Source organism: Methanolobus sp. WCC5 (assembly GCF_045690325.1).
Classification (GTDB): Archaea; Halobacteriota; Methanosarcinia; order Methanosarcinales; family Methanosarcinaceae; genus Methanolobus.
In genome coordinates, this window is the sequence record NZ_CP146981.1 from 215288 (window position 1) to 227787 (window position 12500).

Sequence of the window (12500 nt, forward strand, 5' to 3'; positions counted from 1 at the left end):
GATTCTGATATCTGAAAAGCTACCACTGGGTAGCATTATACTTTTTCATCAGTACCGTCAAAAATAATGCTTATCCTGGCCTGCAGGCAGGGAACCTAGAGATATGGTAACAACAGGAGTGCGCTTTGTGCAAAAGCACCGGAAAATACCGGTATCGCCAGATTGTCATCTATTTTTATGAATGTTGTTTCTACATAGGTTGCAACAAAAGCCATAAACAATGATATGGCCGGGTTCCCAATGAGCGGCAAAGCTATGAGAAGGTTCACTCCAAACTCTGCAACACAGCCTTCCAGGCTTTTATCATTGGCAAATATACGTTTTTTCCCGTACCTTTTCCCGATAAGTGCGGCACTCATGTCTCCGAAAGTGGTCATGAGTATAGCTGCAAAAGCTACATTTTTGCTGAAAACCGAAACCGCCACAAGCGCACCGAGAGTGAAATATACATGAGAACCTATTCCAGATAATTCTTTGCGGCGCAAAAGAACATGCAATATTGGCAGTCTGATACCCCTGTCAAGCCTTAGATGCTCAATGCCCAGTATGAGAACAAGATATACTATAAGCAACAACTGACTTGCCTGCTTACCGAAAAGAGCATAGACAAGTATAATGATTATTGAAGTGAGGTGAATGCCCTTTCTCATTAGTTCATTGGCAAAGGACGTAGGAGCCATGCCTTCCTTTTCATCTGTTGATGTATATAGGTGTATTGTCATGTCATCATACTGGCAGGTGTGGCTTCAGCAATCCGGGATACAAGTACTTCAGCAGAAACTTTTGGTCAGACTCCTTTGGCCATCTGGTACCGGTGAATAATTATTAATGTCTGGAATGCATAGAAAAAATAAAAGATTCGGATTATTCTATTCTGCAAATATTCTCTAAGACCCGGGTGATATTGTCAATATAGGTGATGTGGTCATTCAGATATTTTAATATCTTTTCCGGACTTGCTGGCAAAATCGCATTGAACCGGAGATTGTCCTGACTGTAGGAAGTCCATTGTATTTGTGGGTGAAGCGATAAAAGATATCGGTATTATCAAACTGATATTTATCGGATATTTATGAATTGATAATTATGAATTGATATTTATCAGGGAGGTTTAAAGTATGTATGAGACTGACTTTACACCATTAAAGGGACTTAGATTCAAATGTCTTGAAGGATGTGGCTTCTGTTGTTCATTCCCTGCGGAGGTGAGGATATGGGAAAGGAATTTTCCTGTAATACTGGGAAAGAACAGGGAAGCATTCAGGAACTGGGATGAAGAACATCCATGGCTTAATGGTATTTACACATTCAGGCAACATAATGACAGAGGAGCCTGTATTTTTCTTGAAGATGACAAAAGATGTGGTATATATGATTCAAGGGCGCTTCTGTGCAGGACATTCCCTGTGAAGTTCTTTTTCGGGTGGAGGTTGCAGTTGTATCCCAGCATGTCCTGCAGGGGCTTCTCAAAAGATGAGGGCTCAGACATGATATATCTGGGTAAAAAAGCAATGGGGGAGATACCACCGGACAGAATGGATGAGATGCTTGAGAGGTCCGGTAAAATGTATGAGTCACTTCCCGCAAAGCTGGGCAATTATGTCCCACCACAAATCCTGCAAAAGATGCTGCTTGAATATCTGGATACAATGAGCTATGGATCATGGGATGTCAATGATCCTGCCATAATGGAGTTTGAGGCAGAACTATCTTCTGATAATTTCATCGATCTGCCTGTATATCTTACAGAGGACCTTGACTGGCAGCTCTTCAAACTTGAGAATGGATATGTCAAAAGATTGCAAATGAATAGTAAAGGTGAGACGAAGTATATAGGCAGGATTGTTTATTCTGATCTGACGATGAAGAAATTATCTTTCGAGGCTATCGGCGCTATATCTGCATATCTGCGTTTACTTGTCTTAACAGATCATTTTATCGGTGTTATTTATCAAAAGGCAATAATGCAGAGGGATAAAAGGGTGCAATTGGCGGACCTGGCTCTAAATGAACTTGAAAAGGTCAGGGGGATATTCCTCTTAAAGGCAAGTCTTCTTGCAGAATTTAAAGGACAGGAGCTGATAACTAAAAAGATCGTGGCTGATACTATAGTCCTCTACGACAGCTATCTGGCAACAGTTCCGGCTTTTGGGATGATCATATAAGCCTGGGGTATGCAAAATCAGCTTTTCCTTTAATGAAAAGGAATACAGTTTGGAATAAACACATATCCTTCAGGGATATAAAAAAAGAAAAATGTCGTTCATTCCAGTGTAATTGCTTCCACCGGGCAGACATCGACACAGTCGCCACAGTCAACACATGCATCTGCGTCAATAACGGCAACATCTTCCTCATTCATAGAGATCGCTTCCACCGGACAGGAATCAACACATTGTTCGCAACCGGTACATACTGTTTTATCAACAATTGCTGTCATTTGAATTTCACTACCTCTTAGCTCTTGGAAATAGTAGGTTCTAGTCAGAAGTAATGCAATAAATACTTGTCGAAAATCGGGAAGTTTCCTGGGTATTCCTCTATCCTTCTGTTCCAAACACATTGTGCACACTATGTTCAAGTACTATTTTATTTATAAAGTACTGCATTTCCTCCTGAAATCTCTTTCATTTCAGAAACATTAAATATACACTGTACCTATATGAGAACAAAATGCCCGCAAAAAAACAAATTCCAACGGACATCAAACTGGTCATAGCCCTTGCGCTGCTCACAGATCTCTTCGTGCTTGTTCCTTTCCTCAGCGATGGTCCTGTTCGTACCATACTGGGTCTGCCCATGGTTCTGTTCCTGCCCGGCTATGCTCTGATAGCTGCCCTTTTTCCGGGCAAGGATGATCTTGATGGTATTGAGCGCATTGCCCTTAGTTTTGGGCTTAGTATAGCAGTGGTCCCGCTGATAGGTCTTGGATTAAACTATACTCCCTGGGGGATCAGGCTTGTGCCTATACTGGTGTTCCTTACCAATTTCATTATCATCATGTCGTTTGTGGCAATCTATCGCCGGGAAGCTCTGGGAAAAGATGCTTTTTCGGTTCCTTTCAGGGAGATGTACGAGTCCGTCAGGGCAGAGGTAACTGAAAAACCAGGATCAAGGCTTGACCGTATCCTTACGATAATACTGGTCATTTCCATAGTTGCATCGGTTATGACCCTGATATATGTAGTTGTCACTCCTAAGCAGGGCGAGAGGTTCACCGAGTTCTATATACTCGGCCCTGAGCGGATGGCAGATAACTACAGGACACAACTTATCATGGGTGAGAGCGTCGATGTGATCATAGGTGTAGTTAACCATGAATATTCCGTTGTGAACTATTCCATAGTCATTAAACTTGATGACCAGGTAATTGAGAGTCCGCAAAGCCTGCAGCATATAGCTCTGGCCCACAATGTCACCTGGGAAAAACCAGTCTCTTTCATACCCGCTGTCACTGGTACTGATATGAAACTGCAGTACCTCCTTTACAGGGATGACAATATGACGCAACCTTACAGGGACCTGCACCTGTGGATCAGTGTAGGTGAGGATGAATAATGAAAGATGGAAATTTGATCAGTAATTCCGGTTCTTTGAAAGGCATGGGCAGTTCTGTTATTCCCGGACTTACCGGCAACAGTATGGTCGCGATTGCATTGCTCATGGTAGTGATCGCAGAGCTGCTTTTATATTCCGGCAATATCAGGACCGCTATCATCATCCACGTTGTCACGCTCTTTGTCCTGTCCGTCTCGTCAGTATGGGTGCATGGGAATCATGTGTCCCGCTCGTTGCAGGTAATATCTCTGCTTCCACTGCTTCGGCTTTTAAACATTTCAATGCCCGTTTTCTCAGAGATGACCCTTCATATTTTCGTATACGTATATGCGCCGCTGTTATTGCCTGTATGGTTGATAATACGTCATCAGGGTATATCTAAAGAAACATTGGGCTTGCATTTCAGGAATATGCTCAGATACATACCTCTGTCTATAGGGGTTGGTTTTCTTATTGCGGGGGGTGAATATTTCACGATCGATGCCTCAAATCTTATTCCTGATCTCTCCTTTGCAAATATTTTGAAGCTATCCATCGTCATGATATTCTTTGTAGGTCTTGTGGAAGAACTTATTTTCAGGTCCATGCTCCAGACAAGGCTTTCCGATTCATTCGGTCCTTTGCGGGGTTTGTTACTGGCCAGTCTGCTCTTTGGTGTCATGCACTCTGGATATGGGACGTTCTACGAGATTATTTTTACCTCCTTTGCAGGTCTTGTGCTCGGTTATATGTTCATTAGAACTAACAGCCTTCCACTGGTAACTCTTACTCATGGTTTTGTGAATGTTTTCCTTTTTGGCGTCATACCTTTGATGTCATAAGGGTGAATGGAGGTTTTTTCCTGTTTTTCTCACTATTCACACACATTTATAATATTAAAATAATTTACAGTAATTCTTAAATAAATGCATAAACAGTATAATCAGGTGTTGATATATGGATCCCAGTCAAATTCTGCTTTTAAAAAGCTCAATTTCGGAGATGAACTCTTGGTCAGAAATAAAACAGTTCCCTGCTACCTTTGTAAATTCCCTGTCAGAAAACCGGCGAGATTCTTTTGCTTACTGGCCCTGATCCTTCTGTTTATGTCCTCTCCGGTCTTTGCAGAGGTGAATGAGATCACTATTTCTCCGCAGAATCCCTCTCCCGGGGATACCGTGACGGTAACAGGAAAAGCCTCCCCTTACGAAGAGATAAAAGCTTCCGTTTCATTTGAAAATTACCTGGATGTTCCTGGGAACACTTTTGAGTATAATATAGGAACAGTTGCAATACCGGAGGGTTCAGATTCATTCAGCCTGAGGGCAGAGGGTGTGGATGACCTTGATATCAGTGTTAAGCTGCTGGGAATTCCTTTGCCTGTTCCTTCCGGATATATCAGTATAAGGGATAATATTGCTACATTTGGCACCGGGAAGATAAAGAGCGGGACCTATGATATCAAATTAAGTGGCATCTCATCCGGTGACCAGGTGCTATTCTCTTTCGGTGCCAAAGCGACCATTGTTGCTGATGCAGATGGGAATTTCGAATACACTTACAATACTGGTAACATGCCTGAAGGTATCTTCAGTATTGATATCGGTGGGGAAGTGCGGCAATTGTCGCTGGGCAAGGCAGATGATGGCAGTTCTTCAGATGGCAGTTCTTCAGATGACAGTTCATCATCCCCGTCCACTTCTTCAAGTACAAAAAGCAGTAGTAAAACAGGAACGGATTTGAATATCGTTCCTGCAGATACCCTTGATGATGCCGGTGAAACAGGCGACGCTGGTGAGCAGGAAAGCTCCCGATCCCCGCCAAATGGTAATGAGGAGTCTCTTGAAAGTACTGTTGACCCGGCCTATGTGCAAGGTTATGAGCTTGAATCAGAGTCTCCCGGTATACGGGAAAGGCTGCCGGATATTGGCCAAATGGGTGTGCTCATCGGAGTTCTCTGCCTGTTGGCCATAGTTGCAGGATACAGGAAGAACCGGTATAAGTAAGGCAAATAATGCAGCGCTGGAATATGGCTTTGGAATGCATCCTGCATTCTCTGTTCTTTTTATAAGGAAGCGGCCTGAAAACACTATAAAAGTCAAAAGTAAAAAATAAAAAGATATCAGATTATCTCTGATATCTTGAAGATCACTATTGCTACAAACGATACCAACAACGGCAATATTGTCATGTTCAAAGAACAATCCAGAGATTTGTTCCACTTCTGGGAAGCGGAAAGTATCTCCTTTGCCGAAAGCAACAAGATCAATGCAACGACCGCCAACACACCGTATTCCGGCAGTCCTGGAGCTGTAGTCATTGCTATTCCTGCCGCAGTTGAAGATATCGTACTGGTTGTTGTGGTTACTATTGTGCTTGTGAGCATGATCTCCACTCTACCTTAAGAGGGACTTAATGATATTAAAACCTTGTGAACTTATGTTATCCTAGTTATAAATTTATTAAATCACTTCTTATATAAAAACGACTGTAATATACATTAAATAATTATATTATTAATTTTATCTATTTATATGATATTATATGACAAGGTTGAAGGAGAGATCAAAATCCAATCTTTATGGCATAAAAGGAATGCATAATGTCCACTCCTGGCAGGGTCTTGCCATCCATTTCAAGAACAGCTCCCGTGTATTGAAATGCGATGGTTATGATACCTGTACTTCTGAAAAAAGGTCACGTGCCTGTTTCTATTCCATAAGAAGGGCAGATGCAATCTATATGCTGCAATCAGAGTTCAACGTCAGCATAACGGTTGCGGAAAAACTGATCGATACTCTTGTTGATATGGGTGTCTCAAAGGCATTGAGATGTTACAGGTCTGATTGCAGTGGCTGTTTTGATGAGGGTACCCGTATTCTTGCCTTTGAAGAAGACCTCTGAAAGCCAAAACTTTATTAAGCGAACAGGATAATCCTGCACCCATGTTTACGATTATCACAGGTGCACAGTTTGGCGACGAAGGTAAAGGTAAAGTAGTTGACCTGATGTCAGGCGAATATGATCTGGTTGTGCGTTTCCAGGGCGGGGACAATGCAGGACATACAGTAAAGGTTGGTGAGGATGTATATAAGCTACACCTCATACCATCCGGTTTTCTTCTTGATTCCAGGGTGTTGATAGGCCCTGGTACTGTCATGAACCCTGAAGTTCTGGCAGATGAAATGGACATGCTTGCGCATGGTGGCATAAAACTTGATTCTGCAAGGGTTGGTGTGGATGCCAAGACAAGCATTATTATGCCATATCACATTGAACTTGATGGTTTGCGGGAATCCCTCAGAACTGAAAAAATAGGCACCACAAAGCGTGGTATCGGTTTTGCCTATATTGATAAGGTGGCAAGAGATGAGATTCGCATGGGTGACCTTGTGGACCGGGAAAGGTTCCTGAAAAGGCTTGAGGAACTTGCACCCTCAAAGGAGGCAGCTATTAAGGAGCTTGGTGGGGATCCTTCTATAGTGACGGATAAAGTGCTGATAGACAGGTATGTGAAACTGGGTGAACGTTTCGCATCATATGTCACTGATGTATCTTATGAAGTTAACAAGGCACTTGATGAAGGGAAAAATGTTCTTGCAGAAGGTGCGCAGGGAACGCATCTGGATGTGATTCATGGTACTCAGAAATTTGTAACTTCCTCATGTACCATTGCAGGTTCAGCCTGTGCGAATATTGGAGTTGGTCCCACAAGGGTTGACAATGTACTGGCTATTGTAAAAGCCTACATTACCCGTGTTGGTGAAGGTCCTCTGCCAACAGAGCTTTTTGATGGCACGGGTAAGCAGATCCAGGAAGTAGGTCGTGAGTTCGGTACAACGACCGGCAGATCCAGAAGATGTGGATGGTTTGACCTTCCGCTTCTGAAAAAAGCCATCTATCTTAATGGTTATACTTCTGTTGCACTTACAAAACTGGACGTTCTGTCCAACCTTGACCCTGTCAGGGTATGTGTTGCATATGAAATGGATGGAACGGTAATAGACTATCCTCCTGAGGATACATCTGCCCTTTCAATATGCAAGCCGGTGTATGAGGATCTTCCTGGATGGAAGGAAGACCTTACTGATGTAAAGGATTTCAACGACCTGCCCCGGGCTGCAAAGGACTATGTCCTTTATCTTGAAAAGAAGATGGGTGTACCTGTGGAATATATCTCTGTGGGTCCTGGAAGGGAACAAACATTCAAAAAATAGGCCGGATACCTGGCAGATAAGTGAAAACTGCCGAAAAACGTATATACTACTCAATAGTTTAAACATCACAAATCCAGCTGAACTAATCACCGGATGCAATTGAGTCCTGCAGATGGTGGGTATCTTAACAGATATTATAATTCAGGAGAATAATATGACAACTGTATATGACGTTCCTGCAGCCGAGTTTATCGCAAAGGTAGCAGAAAAGTTGAAAGAGAATGAAAAAGTTAATCCACCTGAGTGGGCAGCATACGTAAAGACTGGTGTGCACAAGGAGCTTCCTCCAGCTGACAGCCAGTGGTGGTATACAAGATGTGCCGCAGTGCTCAGGACTGTGTATACCCAGGGCCCTATAGGTGTTGAGAGGTTAAGATCGGTCTATGGCGGAAAGAAGGACAGAGGTTCAGCTCCATCTGTAAAGGCAAAGGGAAGCGGTTCCATAGCAAGAACAGCTCTGCAGCAGCTTGAAGAAGCGGGATTTGTACGCACCCTTAAGAGTGGCCGTGTGGTCTCTCCACAGGGACAGTCCATGCTTGACAATGCTGCATACCAGGTAAAACAGGACCTGCTGGAAAGCATTCCCGGTCTTGCTAAGTACTGAATGAGTATTTCCTGCCCGGTAACTCCTATATAAGGGATCGATGCTTACATTCCTGTAGAGCATAGGTGACTTTCATGACGGATGATCTTGAAGAAATAAGAAGAAGACGACTTGCACAATTGCAACAGCAGCAGTCAGCCCAGCAGATGGATGCCGGCGATATGCAGGCAGCTATGCAGCAGGAGCAGGCACAGGCTGAAATGGAAGCTAAGAAACAGGCTATCATGCGTCAGATCCTGACCCCTGAGGCGCGCGAAAGGCTTACAACCCTGCGCATGTCACGCAAGGAACTGGTGGAACAGCTTGAATCACAGTTGATCATGCTTGCACAGAATGGAAGGATCCAGACAATGATCGACGATGAGAAACTCAAACAGCTTCTGGTTCAGATGCAGCCAAAGAAAAGGGAAACTACCATAAAGCGTATGTGAGCGGGCTCCATGCAGGTATCGGTCCTATTCAGCGGTGGAAAGGATAGTTCGCTTTGTGCAATATTGCTGGAGCCATTCTTTGAGGTTGAACTTGTGACCTGCAGTTTTTCGTTACTTCCTGTAGGGGAAGTGGCTGCTGAAACTGCAGAAAAGCTTGGTTTTCCTCACAGGGTCATCGAACCGGATATGGGGATCCTTGAAAAGGCGTATTGTACGATCATGGAGGATGGTTTTCCAAAGAATGCTATCAATTTCATTCACAGGAATGTTATCGAATATCTTGCAACCCAGGAAGGTGTAAGTTTCATTGCAGACGGTATCCGTCGGGATGATCGCGTTCCTTTGCTTGGGATGCCTGAGGTAAGGAGCATTGAGGACCGTTTCGGGGTTCATTATATGTGTCCCCTGAAAGGGCTTGGGCGTGCTGCTGTGAATGAACTGGTGAAGGAATATCTGCTCATTGAGGAGGACCTCAGTGAGAATATCCTTAAAGCGGATTACGAGACCGAACTACGGGAACTTATTGCCCGGCGTCATGGTCATGGTAAGATCAGGGAAATATTCCCTGTCCATGTGCAGTCACATGTTATCGAACGCAGGAAAAAGGGACAGAAGATAACTACATGATTAAGGATTTATACAATAATTATGTTATAAGTTCAAAATCCAATCAATACTTTAATACATATCAATCATAGCATAGGTGAGACAAGTGAGCCATAATACTAAAGGACAGAAGACAAGGTTGGCAAAAGCACACAGGCAGAACCACAGGGTTCCAACCTGGGTCATCATCAAGACCGGCCGCAAGGTTGTAAGCCATCCGCAGAGAAGGCACTGGAGAAGAAGCAGTCTCGATGTGAAATAAGCAGGTGATCATAATGGCAGAAGGCATAGTAAAAGAACAGATCTATACCATTCCCCTTCGTGAAATAAAGGCTATACCACGCTGGAAGAGATCCAAGAAGGCTGTAGCTGCAATCAGGGAATATCTTACAAAGCACATGAAGGTCGAGCCGGATATGGTGAAGATCGACAAGACCATTAATGAAAAAGTATGGGAACATGGCGCTGAGAAGCCACCATTGTCCATTCGTGTAAGGGCAGCAAAGTTTGAGGACGGGGAAGTCCAGGCAGAGCTTGCATAAATGCTTCAGGGCATCATTCCGGTTCACAGAAGTAAATAATGATACGAACTATGAATATTCAGGAAAGCCCCATCATAGGGGCTTTTGCAACATGTACTGAAGATATCGCACTGGTACCTATGGGAACTCCTGAAAAAGTCAGGGGTACCCTTGGGGACTTACTTAGATCAGAAGTAGTAGAAGTTCTGGTCAATGGAAGTACTATTGTGGGTTCACTTTGCCGGGGAAATTCCAATGCATTGCTCGTTCCAATGGATTCCAGTGTAAGGGGCGAGGAAAACATCAGTGTTCCTGTCTTTGGTTTGCCTGGCAGGCTGAATGCCGTAGGCAATGTCGTACTTGCCAATGATACGGCTGCACTGGTACATCCGGAACTCAGTGATGCTTCAGTAGAAGCAATAGGGAAGCTCCTGAAAGTTGATGTCAGGCGCGGAACTATCGGAGGTGTCAAGACCGTAGGCATGGCCGGTGTTGCAACCAACAAAGGACTTCTTGTAAATCCACGGGCAACAAGCTTGGAACTTGAGGTCCTTGAAGAGCTTTTTGACCTTCCGGTGGATATAGGGACCACTAACTACGGGACACAGATGGTTGGTTCAGGTCTGATAGCCAATTCCAAAGGTTATGTTGCAGGTTCTAAGACAACAGGTCATGAACTGGGAAGAATAGAGGATGCACTGGGCTTTTTATAATAACAGTAGGTGATTCAAATGAAGACATTTCAGGTCAAAGGCACATTTAGGGCCGGAGTAGCATGGGAAAAGTTCACAAAGGACATCGAAAGCCAGAACGAGAAGAATGCACTTGATAAAGTGTACTCTGTTTTTGGCAGTAAGCATGGTATTAAAAGGAACTTTGTCAGGATCGAAAGCATCAAAGAGGCATGATCCATGGCAGACATGAATGGACAGGATCCGAGGGTGCTTGTAAACCAGCACCGTGAATTCCAGAAGCGTGCTGAAATGGTACAGCAGCAGATGAGCATGGTCCAGATATCAATGGAGGACTGCAACAGGGCTCTGAATACCATTGAAGAGCTTGGCAATGTTTCGGAGGGTGCTGAAATGATGTTCCCTATAGGTTCCGGTTCATTTGTATATGCCAATGTCAGCCACATTGATAAAGTGGTTGTTGATGTTGGGGCAGGGATAAGTGTTGAAAGGCCGATTGCGGCTGCAAAGGAAATATTACAACGCCGCAGGGAAAGGCTCACCACGGCTTTTGAGAATATGAATAATAACCTGCTTCAATTAACTCAGCAAATGCAGGCCATTGAATCTTTCCTCTCCAGGCAGCAGGCCCAGGGCCAGCATCCTCAGGGGAGACCAGGTTCCCAGTGAACCTGTTGTTTATTTCTAATTAATTCATGAGTTGGATCACGTGTTCAATAAGCTTAAAGCAAAACTAACCGGCTTCAAGGAAAAGATCGGAAATAAGATCGATGAGAAAGCAGTTTCTATAGACCCTGCAGACACAGATGGCCTGTCTGTTCCGGTTACTACACCCGTGTCTGCTTCAAATGGTCCTGATTCCTGTGTAAAGGAAAACAATCCTGATGTACAGGAAACCGATCATGATGTGAAGGGAACAGTGGAGTCCAGGCAACCTGTAAATGAAAAGGGGGCAGCGGGAAGCAAGATCCCTGTGAATAGGAAGTTTGGTTTTGCAGAGAAAGCAAAAGCGCTTGTTTTTGAAAGAGAGTTCATCCTTGATGCCGATGACCTGGAAGAGCCTTTGTGGGACCTGGAAATGGCCCTTCTTGAAAGTGATATCGCTCTTACTGTGTCTGAGGCCATAGTTGATTCTGTGAGGGAGCAGCTGGTTGGGACAAGGCGTCGCATTGGCAGTAATACGGGTGCGATTGTTGAGGATGCCCTCAAAAAAGCTATCTATGATGTCATGAGTGCCAATGTTTTCGATCTTGATGAGTATGTCAAAAATGCCAGCAAGCCTGTACATATTGTCTTTGTCGGCATTAACGGTACCGGCAAGACCACATCCATAGCCAAGCTGGCAAAACGCTTCAAGGACGGGGGAATGTCTGTTGTAGTGGCAGCAGGGGATACCTTCAGGGCAGGTGCCATCGATCAGCTTGCAATACATGCCGGTAAGATAGGCGTAAAGATAATCAAACACCAGGAGCAGGGAGATCCCGCTGCAGTCATCTATGATGCAATACAGCATGCAAAGGCTAACAGGGTCGATGTTGTGCTCTCTGATACTGCCGGCAGGATGCACACTAATATCAATCTGATGGAACAACTGAAAAAGGTCTGCCGTGTAGCTCCTCCTGATCTTCTCCTCTTTGTTGATGAGGCGGTTGCAGGTAATGATGCTGTTGAGAGGGCTGCCCAGTTCAATGATGCAGTTCCTATAAACGGTTCTATCCTCACAAAGACCGATGCCGATGCAAAGGGGGGCGCAGCCATATCTATTGCATATATAACAGGCAAGCCGATATTGTTCCTTGGAATGGGTCAGGGATATGACGACCTGCGCAAATTCGATCCGCAATGGTTTGTAGACCAGATATTTGCGGAATGATCCCTTACCCTTTTTTGCC

At 44.2% G+C, this 12500-nt stretch carries 18 protein-coding genes; 16 read left to right on the plus strand and 2 right to left on the minus strand.

Going from position 1 to position 12500, the window contains the following annotated elements:
* Window positions 1-95: 95 nt before the first annotated feature.
* Window positions 96-722, minus strand: coding sequence for a diacylglycerol/polyprenol kinase family protein (locus tag V7O64_RS01045; RefSeq protein ID WP_407356183.1), 627 nt, complete (start codon window positions 720-722; stop codon window positions 96-98).
* A gap of 396 nt (window positions 723-1118) precedes the next feature.
* On the opposite strand from V7O64_RS01045, the gene V7O64_RS01050 reads away from it, so the two are divergent.
* Entirely contained in the window at window positions 1119-2165 is a 1047-nt protein-coding gene (locus tag V7O64_RS01050) for a YkgJ family cysteine cluster protein (RefSeq protein WP_407356184.1), read from the plus strand.
* 98 nt (window positions 2166-2263) lie between these two features.
* Here V7O64_RS01050 and V7O64_RS01055 read toward each other — a convergent pair whose 3' ends face one another.
* The gene (locus V7O64_RS01055) at window positions 2264-2440 is read right to left on the minus strand and encodes a 4Fe-4S binding protein (protein WP_407356185.1); all 177 of its coding nucleotides are present in this window, start codon (window positions 2438-2440) and stop codon (window positions 2264-2266) included.
* A gap of 233 nt (window positions 2441-2673) precedes the next feature.
* Between V7O64_RS01055 and V7O64_RS01060 the strand changes: the two genes are divergently transcribed.
* From V7O64_RS01060 to ftsY, 15 genes are all read left to right on the plus strand, one after another.
* On the plus strand, window positions 2674-3558 hold the full coding sequence (locus V7O64_RS01060) for a DUF1616 domain-containing protein (RefSeq protein WP_407356186.1): 885 nt from the start codon (window positions 2674-2676) through the stop codon (window positions 3556-3558).
* Window positions 3558-4379, plus strand: coding sequence for a CPBP family intramembrane glutamic endopeptidase (locus V7O64_RS01065; protein ID WP_407356187.1), 822 nt, complete (start codon window positions 3558-3560; stop codon window positions 4377-4379). The genes V7O64_RS01060 and V7O64_RS01065 overlap by 1 nt, the downstream gene beginning before the upstream one ends.
* Window positions 4380-4643: 264 nt before the next feature.
* Window positions 4644-5543, plus strand: a complete 900-nt coding sequence (locus V7O64_RS01070; RefSeq protein WP_407356188.1) for a hypothetical protein — start codon at window positions 4644-4646, stop codon at window positions 5541-5543.
* 135 nt (window positions 5544-5678) lie between these two features.
* Entirely contained in the window at window positions 5679-5942 is a 264-nt protein-coding gene (locus tag V7O64_RS01075) for a hypothetical protein (protein WP_407356189.1), read from the plus strand.
* A gap of 139 nt (window positions 5943-6081) precedes the next feature.
* Window positions 6082-6441, plus strand: coding sequence for a hypothetical protein (locus V7O64_RS01080; RefSeq protein WP_407356190.1), 360 nt, complete (start codon window positions 6082-6084; stop codon window positions 6439-6441).
* Between the two features lie 41 nt (window positions 6442-6482).
* Entirely contained in the window at window positions 6483-7754 is a 1272-nt protein-coding gene (locus V7O64_RS01085) for an adenylosuccinate synthase (RefSeq protein WP_407356191.1), read from the plus strand.
* A gap of 154 nt (window positions 7755-7908) precedes the next feature.
* Window positions 7909-8358, plus strand: coding sequence for a 30S ribosomal protein S19e (locus V7O64_RS01090; RefSeq protein WP_407356192.1), 450 nt, complete (start codon window positions 7909-7911; stop codon window positions 8356-8358).
* Between the two features lie 74 nt (window positions 8359-8432).
* A complete protein-coding gene (locus V7O64_RS01095; protein ID WP_407356193.1) occupies window positions 8433-8789 on the plus strand; it encodes a DNA-binding protein in 357 nt (118 codons plus the stop codon).
* A 9-nt stretch (window positions 8790-8798) separates the two neighbouring features.
* Entirely contained in the window at window positions 8799-9416 is a 618-nt protein-coding gene (locus V7O64_RS01100; protein ID WP_407356194.1) for an alpha hydrolase, read from the plus strand.
* An 85-nt stretch (window positions 9417-9501) separates the two neighbouring features.
* A complete protein-coding gene (locus tag V7O64_RS01105; RefSeq protein ID WP_407356195.1) occupies window positions 9502-9657 on the plus strand; it encodes a 50S ribosomal protein L39e in 156 nt (51 codons plus the stop codon).
* Window positions 9658-9670: 13 nt separating this feature from the next.
* Window positions 9671-9937: a 50S ribosomal protein L31e gene (locus V7O64_RS01110; RefSeq protein ID WP_407356196.1), complete on the plus strand. Its 267-nt coding sequence runs from the start codon at window positions 9671-9673 to the stop codon at window positions 9935-9937.
* 38 nt (window positions 9938-9975) lie between these two features.
* Window positions 9976-10629, plus strand: a complete 654-nt coding sequence (locus tag V7O64_RS01115; protein ID WP_407356197.1) for a translation initiation factor IF-6 — start codon at window positions 9976-9978, stop codon at window positions 10627-10629.
* Between the two features lie 18 nt (window positions 10630-10647).
* Window positions 10648-10824: a 50S ribosomal protein L18Ae gene (gene rpl18a / locus V7O64_RS01120; RefSeq protein ID WP_407356198.1), complete on the plus strand. Its 177-nt coding sequence runs from the start codon at window positions 10648-10650 to the stop codon at window positions 10822-10824.
* Between the two features lie 3 nt (window positions 10825-10827).
* Window positions 10828-11277: a prefoldin subunit alpha gene (pfdA, locus tag V7O64_RS01125; RefSeq protein WP_407356199.1), complete on the plus strand. Its 450-nt coding sequence runs from the start codon at window positions 10828-10830 to the stop codon at window positions 11275-11277.
* A gap of 40 nt (window positions 11278-11317) precedes the next feature.
* Complete coding sequence (gene ftsY, locus V7O64_RS01130; RefSeq protein WP_407356200.1) at window positions 11318-12481, plus strand: signal recognition particle-docking protein FtsY; 1164 nt, start codon at window positions 11318-11320, stop codon at window positions 12479-12481.
* Window positions 12482-12500 lie beyond the last annotated feature (19 nt).